Origin of the sequence: Oceanisphaera ostreae (assembly GCF_042676125.1) — a bacterium.
Lineage (GTDB): Bacteria > Pseudomonadota > Gammaproteobacteria > Enterobacterales > Aeromonadaceae > Oceanimonas > Oceanimonas ostreae.
Map to the genome: position 1 here is coordinate 14,595 of NZ_JBHTJS010000056.1, position 16,966 is coordinate 31,560.

16 protein-coding genes and 1 pseudogene are annotated in these 16,966 nt (G+C 52.3%); 14 read left to right on the forward strand and 3 right to left on the reverse strand.

From position 1 onward, the window contains the following. Positions 1-47 precede the first annotated feature (47 nt). The 6 genes from ACFQ1C_RS13630 (at position 48) to ACFQ1C_RS13655 (ending at position 6,354) form a co-directional block, all read left to right on the forward strand. Positions 48-890 (forward strand): DUF72 domain-containing protein, encoded by an 843-nt coding sequence (locus ACFQ1C_RS13630; RefSeq protein WP_379559216.1) that lies wholly within the window; start codon positions 48-50, stop codon positions 888-890. A gap of 418 nt (positions 891-1,308) precedes the next feature. Continuing rightward, entirely contained in the window at positions 1,309-2,052 is a 744-nt protein-coding gene (cmoA, locus tag ACFQ1C_RS13635; RefSeq protein ID WP_379559217.1) for a carboxy-S-adenosyl-L-methionine synthase CmoA, read from the forward strand. After that, a complete protein-coding gene (gene cmoB, locus ACFQ1C_RS13640) occupies positions 2,049-3,059 on the forward strand; it encodes a tRNA 5-methoxyuridine(34)/uridine 5-oxyacetic acid(34) synthase CmoB (protein WP_379559218.1) in 1,011 nt (336 codons plus the stop codon). Before cmoA ends, cmoB begins: the two co-directional genes overlap by 4 nt. Next, a complete protein-coding gene (locus ACFQ1C_RS13645) occupies positions 3,052-3,819 on the forward strand; it encodes an ATP-dependent zinc protease family protein (RefSeq protein ID WP_379559219.1) in 768 nt (255 codons plus the stop codon). Before cmoB ends, ACFQ1C_RS13645 begins: the two co-directional genes overlap by 8 nt. A gap of 5 nt (positions 3,820-3,824) precedes the next feature. After that, positions 3,825-5,354, forward strand: a complete 1,530-nt coding sequence (locus ACFQ1C_RS13650; protein ID WP_379559220.1) for an inactive transglutaminase family protein — start codon at positions 3,825-3,827, stop codon at positions 5,352-5,354. Beyond that, positions 5,347-6,354: an alpha-L-glutamate ligase-like protein gene (locus tag ACFQ1C_RS13655; protein ID WP_379559221.1), complete on the forward strand. Its 1,008-nt coding sequence runs from the start codon at positions 5,347-5,349 to the stop codon at positions 6,352-6,354. The genes ACFQ1C_RS13650 and ACFQ1C_RS13655 overlap by 8 nt, the downstream gene beginning before the upstream one ends. Positions 6,355-6,631: 277 nt before the next feature. Here ACFQ1C_RS13655 and rluB read toward each other — a convergent pair whose 3' ends face one another. From rluB to rnm, 3 genes are read right to left on the reverse strand one after another with little or no spacing between them, the layout of a single operon-like run. Further along, positions 6,632-7,582, reverse strand: a complete 951-nt coding sequence (rluB, locus tag ACFQ1C_RS13660; protein ID WP_379559222.1) for a 23S rRNA pseudouridine(2605) synthase RluB — start codon at positions 7,580-7,582, stop codon at positions 6,632-6,634. A 24-nt stretch (positions 7,583-7,606) separates the two neighbouring features. Further along, the gene (locus ACFQ1C_RS13665; protein ID WP_379559223.1) at positions 7,607-8,227 is read right to left on the reverse strand and encodes an L-threonylcarbamoyladenylate synthase; all 621 of its coding nucleotides are present in this window, start codon (positions 8,225-8,227) and stop codon (positions 7,607-7,609) included. Between the two features lie 18 nt (positions 8,228-8,245). Continuing rightward, entirely contained in the window at positions 8,246-9,070 is an 825-nt protein-coding gene (rnm, locus tag ACFQ1C_RS13670; protein ID WP_379559224.1) for an RNase RNM, read from the reverse strand. 235 nt (positions 9,071-9,305) lie between these two features. On the opposite strand from rnm, the gene ACFQ1C_RS13675 reads away from it, so the two are divergent. The 8 genes and pseudogenes from ACFQ1C_RS13675 (at position 9,306) to ACFQ1C_RS13710 (ending at position 16,865) form a co-directional block, all read left to right on the forward strand. After that, the gene (locus ACFQ1C_RS13675) at positions 9,306-9,443 is read left to right on the forward strand and encodes a hypothetical protein (RefSeq protein WP_379559225.1); all 138 of its coding nucleotides are present in this window, start codon (positions 9,306-9,308) and stop codon (positions 9,441-9,443) included. 19 nt (positions 9,444-9,462) lie between these two features. Continuing rightward, positions 9,463-11,013 (forward strand): anthranilate synthase component 1, encoded by a 1,551-nt coding sequence (locus ACFQ1C_RS13680; protein ID WP_379559226.1) that lies wholly within the window; start codon positions 9,463-9,465, stop codon positions 11,011-11,013. Then, positions 11,006-11,602 (forward strand): annotated as a pseudogene (locus tag ACFQ1C_RS13685) (aminodeoxychorismate/anthranilate synthase component II); the annotation flags it as partial. The gene ACFQ1C_RS13680 and the pseudogene ACFQ1C_RS13685, both read left to right, overlap by 8 nt. A 9-nt stretch (positions 11,603-11,611) precedes the next feature. Further along, positions 11,612-12,607, forward strand: coding sequence for an anthranilate phosphoribosyltransferase (gene trpD / locus ACFQ1C_RS13690; protein WP_379559233.1), 996 nt, complete (start codon positions 11,612-11,614; stop codon positions 12,605-12,607). Beyond that, positions 12,601-14,073, forward strand: coding sequence for a bifunctional indole-3-glycerol-phosphate synthase TrpC/phosphoribosylanthranilate isomerase TrpF (trpCF, locus tag ACFQ1C_RS13695; RefSeq protein ID WP_379559227.1), 1,473 nt, complete (start codon positions 12,601-12,603; stop codon positions 14,071-14,073). Before trpD ends, trpCF begins: the two co-directional genes overlap by 7 nt. After that, a complete protein-coding gene (gene trpB, locus ACFQ1C_RS13700; protein ID WP_379559228.1) occupies positions 14,073-15,263 on the forward strand; it encodes a tryptophan synthase subunit beta in 1,191 nt (396 codons plus the stop codon). The genes trpCF and trpB overlap by 1 nt, the downstream gene beginning before the upstream one ends. After that, the gene (gene trpA, locus ACFQ1C_RS13705; RefSeq protein ID WP_379559229.1) at positions 15,263-16,069 is read left to right on the forward strand and encodes a tryptophan synthase subunit alpha; all 807 of its coding nucleotides are present in this window, start codon (positions 15,263-15,265) and stop codon (positions 16,067-16,069) included. Before trpB ends, trpA begins: the two co-directional genes overlap by 1 nt. Positions 16,070-16,706: 637 nt before the next feature. Then, a complete protein-coding gene (locus ACFQ1C_RS13710) occupies positions 16,707-16,865 on the forward strand; it encodes a hypothetical protein (protein ID WP_379559230.1) in 159 nt (52 codons plus the stop codon). Positions 16,866-16,966: the final 101 nt, after the last annotated feature.

Here is a 16,966-nt window from a genome sequence, read left to right on the forward strand (position 1 = left end):
AACTGACAGCTTACGGCTGACCGCTTACAGCTCGACGAAGGAGTGTTATGTCGTTATATATTGGCTTGAGTCAGTGGTCGCATCCAGATTGGCCTGGCCAATTGTTGAGCCAGGGGCTAAAAACGACCGAGCACTTGCAAGACTATGCCAAGGTATTTAATTCGGTTGAAGGCAACACCAGCTTTTATGGGGTGCCGGACACGAACAGCTTGGCGCGGTGGGCTAACCACACCCCCGATGACTTTCGCTTTACCTTTAAATTTCCGGCCACCGTTAGTCATCAAGGTCAACTGGTAGAAAACAGTGCCACGGCACTGAGCTTTATTGAACAACTGGCTCCGGTGCGCGAAAAACTCGGCATGCTAATGCTGCAGCTGCCGGCCGCCTGTGGCCCCGAGCAGCTTCATGGCCTTGAGCATCTATTAAACGCCCTACCCGATAGCCTGCAATATGGTGTAGAAGTACGACACCCGGCTTTTTTTGCCAAGGGTGAAGCCGAGCGCCAGCTTAATCGTTTGCTGCTCAACTGTGGGGCTAACCGCATTATTATGGACTCGCGGCCGGTATTTTCGTGCCCGCCCACCACGCCCGCGTTGGCCGATGCACATCAAAAAAAGCCCAACGTGCCGGTGCACATTATTAGTACCGGCAATGCGCCGCTCATTCGCTTTATTGGCCACCCCGACCCCAATTATAACCACCGTTTTTGGCAACCTTGGCTACCCCGCATTCAGGGCTGGCTGGATGAAGGTAAGTCGGTGTACTTATTTGTGCATACCGCCGACAACCAATTCGCTCCCATGTTAGCCGCAGAAATAGCGGCAGCACTGCAACACCCTTTACCCGAATTCCCCGGCCTTGCCCCCAGCCCACAAGGGCAATTGTTTTAACCCTTAGGGAGCCGTAAGCCGTCAGCTTTAAGCGGTCAGCTAAAGATAGACACCATTTTTGTAGCCCAACGCGACCGCTGTTGGTTCTGTAAAGAATAAAGGGGTCGAATAAAAGGGTCGGAGTCATTTTAAATTAATGACTACGACCCCTTTATTGACTCCTGCCGGCGGTTTTAAAGATTTACGCCTACGGCGTAATGCGAGAACAAGTGTTCGCCTACAAAGTTCCAAGCCCAAGACACCTCATTCCTAATGATGCCTGGCTGTTTGTTGTTAACTGACAGCTGACCGCTTAAAGCTGACCGCTGCCCGAAGGGCTCTGAATAAGTTTGTCGGCTGCCACGGCTTCTTTTACAATAGCGCCTATGTGTGCAGCCAATGCTGCTGTCGTACGCCACCAGGTCATTATTAGTTCGCTATGCAATCAAAAGATCACATCTTCGCCGCGCCCATTGCCCAGTTGGGTGACTTCTGCTTCGACCAAAACGTGGCCGAGGTTTTTCCCGATATGATTAAGCGCTCGGTGCCGGGTTATTCCAATATTATTTCAGCTATTGGCATGATGACCACCCGCTTCGCCCAGCCACACAGCCAGTTGTATGACTTAGGTTGCTCGCTGGGGGCTGCCACCCAAGAAATGCGCCGCAACCTTACGCAAACCGGCTGCGCCATTATTGCGGTAGATAACTCAGCCGCCATGCTAGAACGCGCGACTAGCCATCTGGCGACGTTTAAATCAGAAGTACCGGTCACGCTGACTGAGGCCGATATTTGCGATATCGAGATTGAAAACGCCTCAGTGGTGGTGCTCAACTTCACGCTGCAGTTTATTGCCCCCGATAAACGCGAGGCCTTACTGCAAAAAATTTATCAGGGCTTAAACCCCGGTGGCGTACTGATTTTAAGTGAAAAATTTATTAGCGCCGACGATACCGTCAACGAGCTGCTAATCGATTTGTATCACGATTTTAAGCGTGCCAATGGCTACAGCGAATTAGAAGTTAGTCAAAAGCGCACCGCACTCGAAAATGTGCTGCGCCCAGACACGCCAGAGCACCATAAAGAACGGCTGGCTCGCGTGGGCTTTAGCCACGTTGATATGTGGTTTCAGTGCTTTAACTTTGGGTCTATGGTGGCAATTAAACAGGCAACTACTGAATGATTGATTTTAGTGAGTTTTACCAGCAAATCGCCAAAAGCCGTTTGCAACACTGGCTACATTGCCTGCCCGCACAACTGCATACTTGGCAAAAAACACACCTGCATGGCGACTTAGCGCGTTGGGTGCGCGCGCTGCGCAAACTGCCTAAAACCAATACCGATTACGTAGAATTAACCGACAGCGTCAGCATTGGACGTCCAGACGAGATAAGCTCTGGCGAACAAAAGAAGATCAATAGCCTGTTAGATCAGTTCCACCCATGGCGTAAAGGGCCATTTGAAGTTCACGGTATTCACATTAATACCGAGTGGCGTTCCGACTGGAAATGGGATCGACTCGCACCGCACATTAGTCCGCTAAAGCACCGTTATGTGTTGGACGTAGGCTGTGGTAGCGGTTATCACTTGTGGCGTATGCGCGGTGCTGGCGCCAAAATGGCGGTAGGTATTGATCCATCGCCATTGTTTTTATGCCAATTTGAAGTCATAAAGCATTTCACTAATGGTTATAAAGGGATTCAAGTATTACCCTTAGGGATTGAAGAGCTACCCGAGCTAAGGGCCTTTGATACGGTATTTTCGATGGGAGTGCTTTATCATCGGCGCTCGCCCATCGATCATTTACTGCAATTAAAAGCGCAGCTGTGTGATGGTGGTGAATTAGTATTAGAAACGTTAGTGATTGATGGCGACGACAACCAAGTATTAGTACCTGGCGAGCGTTATGCAAAAATGCGCAACGTGTGGTTTATTCCTAGTTCAGCCGCTTTAGTGGGCTGGTTGAACAAGTGTGGTTTTGAAAATATAAGAGTGGTGGACGAAGGTGTCACCAGTCTAGACGAACAAAGACGCACCGATTGGATGCGCAACGAATCACTTGCGGACTTTTTAGACCCAAAAGATCCAAGCAAAACTATAGAAGGTTACCCGGCTCCCAAACGGACGATTATTATCGCCAATAAGCCGATTGACCCACAAAATACTCAATTAGAGGCACACTATGAATAACGTCGCGGCATCACTGTTCTTCCCCCTGTTGCTAACCGCCTGTGTTAGTCAGACGTCACCGATGGACGCGACGCCCGAGCCTCAGCCTATTACCGAGCCCGAGCTCAGTGCTAACCTCTCTAGCCTAGAAGCACGGCTAGTAGACACCATGTTTAAACAAAACAAACAACTTAGCAGCAGTCACCATACTCAGATGACGGCTTTGCAACAGGATATTAGAAATTTGAAACAGCAGATACATCGCCCCGTCGCAGCACCAGAGCCCGTGACCAATAACGAAAATGCCAAAGACTACCCAAAAAATGAAACCCAAGACGGCAAGCTGGTGGTTGGAGAAACCGAAAATGTGTGGCTCGACATTGTAAACGACAGTTTTCCTGCTCGTATTGATACCGGTGCCACCACCTCTTCACTGAGCGCGCAAGACATCACTATTTTTGAGCGCGATGGTAAGCCGTGGGTTAGCTTTAACATGGCCCACGAAGGGGTAGATGAAAAGCTACAGGTAGAAACTCGATTGGTGCGTTATGTACGTATTCGTCAAGCGTCTGCCGACAGCGTAGAGCGCCGCCCCGTGGTAGAGCTCAATATGCGTTTAGGTCGCTTGTCGGAAAAAACCGAGTTCACTCTTACCGACCGTAGCCAAATGACATATTCGGTGCTGCTCGGCCGCGAATTTTTAAAAGACATCGCCGTCGTTGATATTGCTCGCCAAAATGTACAAGGCAAGCCTAAGCGCCCCACTCCTGCTAGCGAGTAACCGCCATGTATTCTCGTAAACCCTTTTATATTATTGTTGCGGTGCTGTTTTTGGCGGGCTTGGCTTTGATGCTACAGCGCCACTTTGTCTATGAAATACCTTGGTTACCGGGTGAAAAGCGCCAAATTTGGTCTATTGAAGCCAAGGTGGAGTTTGAAGCCAAAGGCAAACCGGTTAAGGCCTCATTGGCGATTCCCGGCAGTCAGCCCGGCTTCACTCTTATGAATGAGTCGGCCGCTTCACCAGGCTATGGTCTGTCGTTTGTAGAGGCCAACGGTAGCAGCCGTGCCGAGTGGACCATTCGTAATGCTTCTGGCCACCAAGAGCTGTACTACAAAGTCGACATGATGCTCGATCCTTTCGCCAAGGCGCCGTTATCTACCCAGCTACCCGCCATGATGGAAGCAGAAGTAGCCGAACCTTATGCCACGGCCATGGATCAGGTGTTGTCACTGGCAGAAGTACGCTCTGCCGACGGCATTACCCTTACTCGCGAGCTGATAAAAGAGCTAACTAACCGAGGCCAAAATGCCGAGCTGTTAGCTCAGTATAAAGAACCTGGGCCGCTGCTAGTTGAACTGTTGCACCGCGCTGCGGTACCCGCACGCCTGTTACAAGGTCTGCAGCTAGAAGACGGTCGCCGACGCCAGCCCTTGATGGATCTAGTTCAGGTCTATGACGGCGAGCAATATGAGTTATTTAATCCTGCCACTGGCGCTCAGGGTCGGCAAGAACAGATGCTCTTATGGGAATATCACTCTTCACCGGTGCTGGATTTAGTTGGCGGCAGTAACTCGCGCGTCACCTTTACCATGCTCGAGCAAGAGCAGCCCATTAACGTGGCACTGGCCAAAAAGTTCGATCAGCCACATTGGATCAATGTGTCGCTATATAACCTGCCCCTAGAAGAGCAGGCGCTGTTTAAAGGCATTTTGTTGGTACCGATTGGCGTATTGGTGGTGGTATTTCTGCGCATTATTGTGGGCATTAAAACCTCGGGCACCTTTATGCCGGTGCTGATAGCCATGGCCTTTATTCAAACCAGTTTGATCACCGGCCTCGTGGGCTTTTTAATTATCGTGGGCACCGGTTTAATACTGCGCTCTTATCTCTCGCATCTTAATTTATTGTTGGTGGCGCGAATATCGGCGGTGATCATCATGGTGATCGGCATGATTGGCTTTTTCAGCATCATCGCTTATCAGCTGGGCCTGACCCAGGGCATGAAGATCACCTTTTTCCCGATGATCATTTTAGCGTGGACCATAGAACGCATGTCTATTTTGTGGGAAGAAGAAGGCCCCAAAGAAGTAGTTAAGCAAGGCGGTGGCTCACTGATGGTAGCCGTGGTCGCGTTTTTAGCCATGAACAGCGAGATAGTGCGCCACATTACCTTTAACTTCTTAGGCTTACAGCTCATTGTGATGGGCGTAGTGCTACTGCTGGGCAACTATACCGGTTATCGCCTCACCGAGCTTAAGCGTTTTAAGCCACTGGTTGATGAGTATAAAACGGATGGCCACAAGCATGATTAAACGTTGGCTAGAACAATACGCCTCCCCTTTTGCCCTCGATAAAATGGGCATTATGGGCATGAATCGGCGCAATATTTCTTATATCAGCCGCTATAACCCGCGGCGCTTATATCCCCTGGTGGATGATAAGCTAGAAACCAAACGTATTGCGCTAGATGCGGGCGTAACCGTGCCCGATTTAATTGGTGTGATTGAGTTTCAGCATCAAGTTTCTAGTCTGTTAGAAAAAATAAAAGACTGGCCCGGCTTTTGTATCAAACCGGCCAAGGGATCGGGCGGCAAAGGCATTGTGGTGATCGTGAATCACGATGGCCAACAGTTTGTTAAGCCCAGCGGCAAAGCTGAAAACATCAACGATCTTGAACGTCATGTGTCGAACATTCTAGCGGGGTTATTCTCGCTGGGTGGCAAGCCAGACGTGGCGCTTATTGAGGCGTTAATCAACTTCGATGATGTGTTTGAGGGCTTTTCTTACGAAGGCGTACCCGACACCCGAGTGATTGTCTTTAAAGGCTTCCCGGTAATGGCCATGATGCGTTTGTCTACCGAAGCCTCAGACGGCAAAGCTAACTTGCACCAAGGTGCGGTAGGCGTGGGGCTAGACATTAACACCGGCAAGGCCATTCGCGCCGTGCAGTTTAATCTGCCCATTCGCTACCACCCCGACACCGGGCGCGACTTGCTAGAGCTTAAAGTACCCTATTGGGAGCAACTGCTAAGCTTGTCGTCGTCGTGCTACGAAATGTCGGGCTTGGGCTACATTGGTACCGACATGGTATTAGACAAGCAAAAAGGCCCTATGCTGTTAGAGCTAAACGCCCGCCCAGGCCTGGCGATTCAAACCGCCAACGGCGCCGGTTTAGTACCTAGACTGCGCAAGATAGAAAAGCTCGGCAAAAAGGCCATCTTCAACCCAGAAGATCGAGTCACCTTCGCCCGCCGAGAATTTGCAGTAGAAGTACAGATAGCGCCCAGCGCCAAGCACCCAGCGCCAAGCTAAAGACAAACACCGTTGGCCCTTTGGGCAGCTGTACGCCGTAAGCTGTACGCCGTAAGTTAAAGATAGGCACTGCTTTTTGTAGCCCAACGCTTCAGCTGTTGGTCCTGTGGAGCAGGATGGGTTTAAAAATCCCGCCGAGACGGGAGTGCCAGCTAAAGCCTCACGCTACAAAATCGAGATCCTGACTATCGTCAGGAAGAGCGCATAAAAAAGCACCGAGCTTGTTGGCTCGGTGCTTTTTTACTTCCAGCTTAAAGCTTACCGCTTCCGGCTTTCTTTACAGCCTTGTTTTCTTCTTTAGCTTTGGATTGGTGCGAGGACGCGTCGGTGGCGCGGGCTTTTTCTTAGGCCCGGTGCTGGCACCTGCTCCGGCACTGGTACCCGTACCGCCGCTTTTCACTCGAGAGTTGTGGCGGCGTACCGCTTTACGAATTTGCGATACCTGCTTATAACGCTGTGGCGCATCAACTTCGACTTTGCTTTCTTTTTCTGGCGCCAAATCAACTTCGGTACGCAGGTAGTTTACCTGCTCTAACGGCATTTCAGACCAGCCGCCGCGGGGAATATTGCGCGGCAGTTCAATTTTGCCGTAACGCACGCGGATCAGTCGGCTTACCTGCATCTCTTGAGATTCCCACAAGCGACGCACTTCTCGGTTACGGCCTTCTTTTAACGTGACATGAAACCAATGGTTCATGCCTTCGCCACCGCTGTACTTAATGGTATCGAACTTGCCCATACCATCTTCTAGCATCACGCCTTTGCGTAACCGCTGCAGCATGGCTTCGTCCACCTCACCAAATACCCGTACTGCATATTCACGGTCAATTTCGTGGCGGGGGTGCATTAAGCGGTTGGCCAACTCGCCGTCGGTAGTAAACAGCAATAGGCCCGAGGTGTTCACGTCTAACCGGCCCACAGACACCCAACGGGCGCCTTTTAGCTTAGGCAAGCGGTCGAATACCGTAGGGCGGCCTTCGGGGTCTTTACGGGTGCTGACTTCGCCTTCGGGCTTGTGATAAGACAATACCCGACAGATAACATCGGCTTCGGGCTGGGTTTCTACTTGGTGGCCGTCTACGCGAATCTGCTCGCGGCCAGTCACACGGTCACCCAAGACCGATATTTTGCCATCTACACTGACGCGCCCTTGGCTGATCATGGTTTCAAGTTCACGGCGTGAGCCTTTACCTGCTCGTGCCAGTACTTTTTGTAATTTTTCAGTCATGTTACTCATTTATCACCAAGGGACTTATTCAAAAGGGCGAGTATCGCCGGCACCAGCACGCGCAATTACTGGTGTTTCATCGTACAGCTCAATTACGGTAGTGGGCTGTGGGTCTAGCACGCCACCATCGATAATTAAATCAACTTGTTTTTCTAGCTGCTCGCGGATCAACTGCGGATCGTATTCGGCCTCAGTTTCACCGGGCAAAATCAAACTACCCGACATTAACGGCTCGCCCAGCGCTTCTAGCAATGCCAAGCTAATGGCGTTGTCAGGTACGCGCAGGCCAATGGTTTTACGTTTAGGATTTTGCAGCCGCTTAGGCACTTCTTTGGTGGCGCGCAAAATAAAGGTATAGGCACCAGGGGTGTTGTTTTTCATCAACCGAAAGGCGCCGTTTTCTACGCGAGCGTAAAACGACAGCTCAGATAGATCACGACACACTAGGGTAAAGTTATGGTCTTTTTCTAGCTTACGGATGCGGCAAATGCGCTCCATGGCATTTTTATCACCCACTAGGCAGCCAATGGCATAACCCGAGTCGGTAGGGTAAACCAGCACGCCGCCTTGGCGAATAATCGCCACCGCTTGGTTAATGAGTCGCGGTTGTGGGTTTTCGGGGTGCAGTTCAAAATATTGGCTCATGATTCCTCCCGGAATGATTTAAATAAAACGCGTCCACACTGGAGTTGCTTCTTTAGGCAACCACAGTTGCCGGCCCAGCTCGCGCCATTGGCTCGGAAAATGAAAGTCAGACCCAACCGATGCTTCTAGCTGATGGGCTTTGCTCCATTCTCCCAACGTAGCACGTTCTTGTGGGCTCTGCTGTGCCATGGATACTTCCATGGCATCACCACCGGCCTCGGCAAAGGCCGTGATCATCTTTCTAACCCATTTATTAGATAGGTCGTAGCGCGTAGGGTGCGCCAGCACCGCCACGCCGCCCGCTTGATGAATAGCCGCTATGGCCTCGTCTAGCGAACACCAATCCGGCGGAGCATACCCCGTATTACCTCGGCTTAAAAACTTTTTAAACACTTTAGCAATGGAGTCTGCCGCGCCTTGGCTTAATAGCCACTTGGCCATGTGGCTGCGGGTGATGGGTGCATCCCCCGCCACGGCCCGCGCGCCTTCATAGCCGCCCGGAAAATTGGCCTTTGCTAACCGCTCAGCCATTAAATGCGCGCGTCGTTCGCGTCGTTGTTGCTGTTCGGTTAGCAAGGCATTTAGGCCCTCGTGGTCGGTTTGAATATTCAGGCCAACTACGTGTACCTCTAACGCCTGCCACAAGCAGGAAATTTCTACGCCATTAATCAAACGCACACCATACTCGGCTGCCGCAATGGCCGCTTCTGCTAATCCGCCCAAGGTATCGTGGTCGGTTAGCGCCAGCACATCTACCTCTTTTTCGGCCGCACGGGCCATCAATTCGGTGGGGGTGAGCTGGCCGTCAGACGCCGTAGAATGACTGTGTAAATCAATTCGCATAAAAAAATCCTGTGCTCGGGGTTGACTTGCCCCCCCGATTATCGTTTAACTATGTCTAGTTTTCAGATTAACGAGCAGAGCGCGATGATTCAGCAAATTTCCACTCTACGCATTATTTGGTGGTGGCACACTCCTTAATTGGGCGTGTGATTTGCTGTATGTGTCTTTAAGTCTCAGCGAACATAAAAGCCCGCCCCAGTGCGGGCTTTTTTATTATCCAGCAAAAGGTGGCGCGATGAAACAAACCAAGCACATTTTTTGGCGATGGCACACTCAGACTCTAGCTACACCCATTAAAACGGCATTTGTATCTGTTACCGATGACGACATTGCCAGCCAGGTGATCAGGCAAGTACCTGATGACCGCGATTAATACATAAGGAAGAGACATCATGGCGCATGGCCAGCTCCAAATATTATTGCAAGATGCACCCTATACCGACGATCCGCTGGCGTTATTCGCCGCGCTCACGCAACCTGGCGACAACAGTATGTTGCTGGAATCGGCCGAAATAGACACCAAGGCCGGCACGCAAAGTCTACTGATGCTTGATGCCTGCGTGCGACTCGTTTGCCAAGGCCGTACCGTGACCTTAACCGCGCTAAATAACAACGGTGAGCCAGCACTCAACTTAGTAGAGCAAGCCTTAGGCGGCGAGCGTAGCGCCCAGCAATTAGTGGTGACTCTGCCGCAGGCCGACGACACCCTAGATGAAGACAGCCGCCTTAAAGCGCCGTCGGTGTTAGAAACCCTGCGCCTGATTATAACGCGCTTTAATGCCGATTTAGGTCAGCAGCATGTGTTTATGGCAGGCACCTTCGCCTACGATTTAATTGCCTCGTTTGAGCAATTAGCAGACGTACCCGAAGGCATTAACTGTTGCCCCGACTTCTGCTTTTATTTAGCAGAAACACTGATCATGCTGGATCATAAGCAAGAAAGCGCCAAGCTGTCGGCCTGCGTATTTGACGCCGCCGAACACGCTCGACTCACCGCTCGCCTAGCACAGCTCAACCACGCCTGTGGTCAGGTTCATCCCGAGCCCATCGCCGATGCCCAACTGCAAGGCCATATTCAGGTCAGCAAGAGCGACGTTGAGTTTAAGAATGACGTCAATAACCTAAAACAGCAGATTCAAGACGGCAATATTTTTCAGGTGGTGCCCTCGCGCAGCTTCAGCCTGCCCTGCCCGCGCCCGTTGGCGGCCTATCGCAAGCTCAAGCAAACTAACCCCAGCCCTTATCTGTTTTATGTGAACGACCAAGACTTCACCCTGTTTGGTGCCAGCCCCGAAAGCTCGGTTAAGTTTGACCATGCCAGCCGCCAAGTGGAGATGTACCCCATTGCCGGTACTCGCAAACGCGGCATTAATGCCGACGGCAGCATTAACCTAGACCTAGACGGTCGCATCGAGCTGGACTTGCGCCAAGACGCCAAAGAAACCGCCGAACACTTAATGCTGGTCGACCTGGCACGCAACGACATTGCCCGCATTAGCGAGCCCGGCAGCCGCTATGTAAAAGACCTACTTAGCGTAGACCGCTACAGCCATGTAATGCACTTAGTGTCTCGGGTTGTTGGCACCTTGCGCCACGACCTAGACGCCCTGCACGGCTATCAGGCCTGCATGAACATGGGCACCTTAACCGGCGCACCAAAAATTCGCGCCAGCGCCCTCATTCGCGAAGTAGAGCAACAGCGTCGCGGCAGCTACGGCGGTGCGGTGGGTTATGTAAATGGCCAAGGCGATATGGACACCTGCATTGTGATCCGCTCGGCCTTTGTCAGCGGCGGCATCGCCCATGTGCAAGCGGGCGCCGGTGTGGTGTATGACTCAGATCCGCAATCGGAAGCTGACGAAACCCGCAACAAGGCCGCGGCGGTGCTTAACGCCATTGCCCTTGCCCACGGCACCACATTGGCGGAGGTGAGCCATGACTAATACTATTTTCTTGCTAGATAACTACGACTCTTTTACTTACAACTTAGTTGATCAGTTTCGCACCCTAGGTGCCACCGTCAATGTGTATCGTAATACCGTGCCGGTGGCGCAATTAGTGGCCGCCATGGAGCAATGTGCCCAGCAGTCTGAGCGCCCTATCTTGGTGCTCTCGCCCGGCCCTGGCATTCCTAGCCAAGCGGGCAATATGCCCGCCTTAATTAATGCCTGCATTGGTCGTTTTCCTATTTTGGGCATTTGCCTAGGCCATCAGGCACTGGTAGAGCATTACGGCGGCGTAGTAGAAAGTGCTGGTGAAATTAAGCACGGCAAAACCTCACAAATTAGCCATAACGGCCAAGGGGTATTTGCTAACTTGTCTAACCCGCTGCCGGTGGCCCGTTATCACTCGTTGGTGGGCACTAAAATCCCCAGCACCTTGCCGGTGATTGCCGATTACCACGGCATGACCATGGCGGTGCAAGATACCGCCAAGCGAGTATTGGGTTTTCAGTTTCATCCCGAGTCCATTATGACCACCGAGGGCGCGCAACTGTTGGTGCAAAGTTTGGCCTTTTTAAGCGCGCCAGAAACCAAAGCCATGGATCAGCTCTTTAGGGGCGAGCATATTAGCCGCACCCAAGCCCATGCTTTATTTAGCGAGCTGCTAAAAGGCGATATGGATCAAATGACCATGGCCTCGTTGCTCACCGTGCTTAAAATGAAGGGCGAAACCCCAGATGAAATTGCCGGTGCCGCGCAAGCCCTGCTAGATGCAGCCTCCCCCTTCCCGCGGCCCGACTATCCGTTTTGCGACATAGTCGGCACCGGTGGCGATGGCATGAACACCATTAACGTGTCCACCACCTCGGCATTAGTGGCGGCGGCATGTGGCATTAAAGTGGCCAAGCACGGCAACCGCGGCGTGTCGTCTAAGTCTGGCTCGTCCGACCTACTCGAGCAGCTAGGCATCGACCTTAACATGAGCCCCGAGCGCGCCCGCCGCTGCTTAGATGAAGTGAATGCCTGCTTCTTGTTTGCGCCTAACTACCACGGCGGCATTCGCCATGCCCAGCCAGTGCGCCAAGCACTTAAAACTCGCACCATATTCAACGTATTGGGCCCGCTCATTAACCCCGCCCGCCCCGACTTTATGCTGTTGGGCGTGTACTCCGAGCAGCTGGTACGCCCCATTGCCGACACCTTGGTGGCCATGGGCCTTAAGCGCGGCATGGTGGTGCACGGCAGCGGGCTGGATGAAATTGCCATCCACGGCCCCACCACGGTGGCAGAAATACTCGATGGCACCATTAGCGAATACCAAATTACCCCCGAAGAGCTAGGGCTTGAGCGTTACGACATTAGCGCCATTGCCGGTGGCGAGCCGAGTGAAAATAAGGCCATTACCGTTGAAATCTTGCAAGGCGGCGGTACTCCAGCACAACAAGGCGTCATTGCCATGAACGTGGCGCCCTTGCTGGTAATGAGCGGTCAAGCCGAGACGCTAAAAGAAGCCGTTGCCCAGGTGATGGCTGTGATAAAATCGGGCAAAGCCATGGAAGTAGCCAATAAACTGGCGGAGTTAAGCCAATGTTAAGTACCGTTTTAGGCAAAATTGTTGCCGACAAAAAAATCTGGGTAGCTGAGCGAAAAGTGAGCCAGCCGCTCAGCAGCTTCGAAGCCAAGTTAACGCCCAGTGACCGCCCGTTTGTGGCGGCACTAGCAGCCAAAAGCCCGGCCTTTATTCTGGAATGTAAAAAAGCCTCGCCTTCTAAAGGCTTAATTCGCGAAGACTTCGACCTCGACGCCATCGCCCAAGTATATGGCCGCCATGCCTCGGCTATTTCGGTGTTAACCGATGAGAAGTACTTTCAGGGGCAGTTCGACTTTGTTACTCGTGTGCGTGCTCAGGTGAGCCAACCGGTGATCTGCAAAGACTTTATTATTGACCCTTATCAAATCAAGCTAGCGCGCCTACACCAGGCCGACGCCATCTTGCTGATGCTGTCGGTGCTCAACGATGAACAATATCGCGAGCTGAACGCGGTCGCCGAATCACTCAACATGGGCGTGCTCACCGAAGTGATTAGCGAAGAGGAAGTGGCGCGTGCCATTGCCCTTAATGCCAAGGTGATTGGCATTAATAACCGCGACTTGCGTGACCTAAGTATCGATCTTAATCGCACTAAGGTGTTGTCTGCGTTGATCCCCGCTGATCGCATCGTGATTTCCGAGTCGGGCATTCATGATCACGCTCAGGTGCAAGCACTTGCAGCCCATGCCGATGGCTTTTTGGTGGGCAGCTCGCTAATGGCGCAAGACGACGTGGAGCTGGCGGTGCGCAAGTTAATTTTGGGCGCCAACAAGGTTTGTGGCCTTACTCAGCCTCAAGATGCCGCCGCCGCCTATCACGCCGGAGCCGTGCACGGTGGTCTAATTTTTGTGGGCAAGAGCCCACGCTGCGTCAGCATAGAGCAGGCCAGAGCCATTATGGCGGCTGCCCCCTTGCACTATGTGGGCGTATTTCAAAATCATGCTTTGATTGAAGTTAGCGCCAAAGCCAAAGCGCTGGGCTTGCACGCCGTGCAACTGCACGGCGAGGAAGACGACGCCTACATTAGTGCGCTTAAACAACAATTGCCTAACGACGTGGCAGTCTGGAAAGCCGTGCCGGTTAGCCAGCAACTACCCGCCTTGCCTAAAAACGCCGACCGCCTGTTGTTTGATACTCAAGCAGGCGGCCAAAGCGGCGGCACCGGTCAAACATTCGACTGGGCCTTGCTCGATGGCTTAGGCCTTAAAGGCATAGACAACAGCCAAGCCATGCTGGCCGGTGGCCTTACACCAGACAACGCCAGTGACGCCGCCAGCTATGGCTGTGTGGGTCTCGATTTTAATTCCGGCGTAGAAAGCGCTCCTGGGCAAAAAGACGCCCAAAAATTACAAGCCGCTTTCACTTCTCTGCGCAGCTATGGTCGCAAATCGGGCAAACAGTCAGATAGCAACGCTGAACTTGATACAGATAGCAACGCTGGCCATAACACAAATAGTAGGAAAAAATAATGAGTTTACTTAATCCCTTCTTCGGTGATTTTGGTGGCATGTATGTGCCGCAAATATTAATGCCCGCCTTGCTGCAGTTAGAAAAAGCGTTTGTAGACGCCCAGCAAGATCCCGAGTTTGATCGTGAGTTTCACGAGCTATTAACCGAATATGCCGGTCGTCCCACGCCACTAACCCGGGTTCGCAACTTAGCGTCCCATACCAAGACCCGCATTTACTTAAAGCGCGAAGACTTGCTGCACGGCGGCGCCCACAAAACTAACCAAGTGTTAGGTCAGGCATTGCTTGCCAAGCGCATGGGCAAAACAGAAATTATTGCCGAAACCGGAGCCGGCCAACACGGTGTAGCCACCGCCTTAGCCTGTGCCCTAATGGGCTTAAAGTGTCGCATTTATATGGGCGCTAAAGACTGTGCACGCCAAGAGCCAAACGTGTTTCGCATGAAGCTAATGGGTGCCGAAGTAATACCGGTACACGCCGGCTCTGCCACCCTAAAAGACGCCTGTAGCGAAGCAATGCGCGACTGGGCTGCTAACTACGAAGTCGCCCACTACATGTTGGGTACCGCCGCGGGGCCACACCCCTTCCCGACCATAGTGCGTGAATTTCAGCGCATGATTGGCGAAGAAGCCAAGGTGCAAATTGTAGAGCACGAAGCGCGCCTGCCCGACGCAGTGATTGCCTGTGTGGGCGGTGGCTCTAACGCCATCGGCATATTTGCCGATTTTATTGAAGAAGAAAACGTACGCTTAATTGGCGTAGAGCCCGCAGGCAAAGGCATTAGCACCGGCGAGCACGGCGCCACGCTTGGCGAAGGTACCAAGGGCATTTTCTTTGGCATGTTGTCACTAATGATGCATAACGAAGACGGCCAAGTGTCTGAGTCTTACTCCGTTTCTGCCGGTCTCGACTTTCCCTCCGTCGGCCCGCAGCACGCACACCTTGCGACAACTGGCCGCGCCGAATATGTATCGGTCACCGATGACGAAGCACTAGACGCCTTTAAAGCACTCGCCCGCTTTGAGGGGATTATTCCGGCACTAGAATCGTCTCATGCGCTGGCCTATGCCCTTAAAATGGCCGAGGCCGAGCCCGAAAAAGAACAAGTACTAGTGGTTAACTTATCGGGCCGAGGCGATAAAGACATCTTTACCGTGGCTGACATCTTAGAGCAGAAGGGAGAAATGTAATGAGCCGTTATAATCGCTTGTTTGACCGTTTAACGGCTGCCAACCAAGGTGCCTTTGTGCCGTTCGTCGCCTTAGGCGATCCTACTCCTGCACACTCACTTAAAGTGATAGACGCCCTACTTGCCGGTGGTGCCGATGCCTTAGAGTTGGGTATTCCGTTTTCAGATCCCGTGGCCGACGGCCCCACCATTCAAGCCGCCACCCTGCGCGCCTTAAATGCCGGTACTCGCACCCAAACCTGCTTTGATATGCTAACCCAGGTGCGGGAAAAATACCCCGAAGTGCCCATTGGCCTGTTGGTGTACGCCAACTTAGTATATGCACCAGGCATGGATAACTTTTACCGCCGCGCAGCTGCCGCCGGCGTAGACTCGGTATTAGTGGCCGATGCGCCCATCGAAATGTCGGCCCCGTTTAAAGCCGCCGCCGACAAAGCAGGCATAGAAACCATCTTTATCGCCCCGCCCAACGGCGACGAAGCTACCCTAAAAGCCATTGCCGAAGCCGGCGCCGGTTACACTTACCTGCTTAGTCGAGCAGGCGTTACCGGCACCGAAACCAAAGCCGGCAAGCCAGTGGATGCGCTATTAGCCACACTTAAGCGCTATAACGCACCACCAACGCTACTGGGCTTTGGTATTTCTACCCCCCAGCAAGTGCGCGACGCCATTACAGCCGGTGCCGCCGGTGCTATCTCGGGCTCAGCCATCGTTAAAATCATCGAACAACACCTTGATGATCCTAACGCCATGACCGACGCCCTAACGGCCTTCGTTAAAGACATGAAAGCAGCAACGAAAAAATAGCGCCAAGCACCAAGCGCCGAGCTAAAAACAAACCCCGAGTCAGCTGACTCGGGGTTTTATTTTTTCTGGCGTGTTCCTGACGAAAGTCAGGATTTCGCTCTTAAGACCTAAGAGCCATATCGCAACGGAATCCACGGAAGAACACGGAAAAATAGTGAGCAGATCGAAGAGAAAGCTGTAAGCCGTCAGCTATACGCTATAAGTCTAAAGATAAGCCCCAAGCAAAAGTGATCGGCGAAACAAAGACTGAATATGTAGGCTGGTTTAGGTGTTGTCCCTTATGCCGTCATGCCGGGCCTGCCCCGGTATCTGCTTTTAGTGTCTGAGCTTTAGGTTTACCCCTTCACCCTTCACGGCTCTTTTGTAGGCTGCCGCTTTAGCTGGCAGTCCCGCCTCAGCGGGATTTAAAAACCTAAAGATATATCTGCCACGGAAGAACACGGAAAAATAGGGATCAGATCGAAGGGAAAGCTGTAAGCCGTCAGCCTGTCACTTAATCACATCTTTTTGTTGAAGTTTGAGTGGAAGTCAGGCAGAGCGCACTACTCCGCTCGACTCGCCGTAAACCCATCCATGGGAGCTCCGCCGCGCCTCCCTGGCGCGGAGGGTCGACGGAGCAGACACCCTCTGCCTTCCCATGAGCACCGAGTTTCCTGAATGTGTAGGCGAACGCTTGCTCTCGCATTGGGCCGCAGGCGCAAATCAGTTTTTGCTGCTAGGGGTAGATTTATCCGTACGCTGGTCGTTTAAATTAATGACACCCATTCAAATTGGTTATCGACGTTTTACTATTTAAATTAGATCAACTATATGATCTAATTACTCTTTTATCTTTCAAGGTGCATTATGTTTATCGCTGATGAAACGAGTTGGGCCAAGGCTCTCTTTGGGCACGCC

Coding starts and splice junctions, on each gene's coding strand:
- ACFQ1C_RS13630 (WP_379559216.1), top strand. CDS start 48: ATGTCGTTATATATTGGCTTGAGTCAGTGGTCGCATCCAGATTGGCCT.
- cmoA (WP_379559217.1), top strand. CDS start 1,309: ATGCAATCAAAAGATCACATCTTCGCCGCGCCCATTGCCCAGTTGGGT.
- cmoB (WP_379559218.1), top strand. CDS start 2,049: ATGATTGATTTTAGTGAGTTTTACCAGCAAATCGCCAAAAGCCGTTTG.
- ACFQ1C_RS13645 (WP_379559219.1), top strand. CDS start 3,052: ATGAATAACGTCGCGGCATCACTGTTCTTCCCCCTGTTGCTAACCGCC.
- ACFQ1C_RS13650 (WP_379559220.1), top strand. CDS start 3,825: ATGTATTCTCGTAAACCCTTTTATATTATTGTTGCGGTGCTGTTTTTG.
- ACFQ1C_RS13655 (WP_379559221.1), top strand. CDS start 5,347: ATGATTAAACGTTGGCTAGAACAATACGCCTCCCCTTTTGCCCTCGAT.
- rluB (WP_379559222.1), bottom strand. CDS start 7,582: ATGACTGAAAAATTACAAAAAGTACTGGCACGAGCAGGTAAAGGCTCA.
- ACFQ1C_RS13665 (WP_379559223.1), bottom strand. CDS start 8,227: ATGAGCCAATATTTTGAACTGCACCCCGAAAACCCACAACCGCGACTC.
- rnm (WP_379559224.1), bottom strand. CDS start 9,070: ATGCGAATTGATTTACACAGTCATTCTACGGCGTCTGACGGCCAGCTC.
- ACFQ1C_RS13675 (WP_379559225.1), top strand. CDS start 9,306: ATGAAACAAACCAAGCACATTTTTTGGCGATGGCACACTCAGACTCTA.
- ACFQ1C_RS13680 (WP_379559226.1), top strand. CDS start 9,463: ATGGCGCATGGCCAGCTCCAAATATTATTGCAAGATGCACCCTATACC.
- trpD (WP_379559233.1), top strand. CDS start 11,612: ATGGATCAGCTCTTTAGGGGCGAGCATATTAGCCGCACCCAAGCCCAT.
- trpCF (WP_379559227.1), top strand. CDS start 12,601: ATGTTAAGTACCGTTTTAGGCAAAATTGTTGCCGACAAAAAAATCTGG.
- trpB (WP_379559228.1), top strand. CDS start 14,073: ATGAGTTTACTTAATCCCTTCTTCGGTGATTTTGGTGGCATGTATGTG.
- trpA (WP_379559229.1), top strand. CDS start 15,263: ATGAGCCGTTATAATCGCTTGTTTGACCGTTTAACGGCTGCCAACCAA.
- ACFQ1C_RS13710 (WP_379559230.1), top strand. CDS start 16,707: ATGAGCACCGAGTTTCCTGAATGTGTAGGCGAACGCTTGCTCTCGCAT.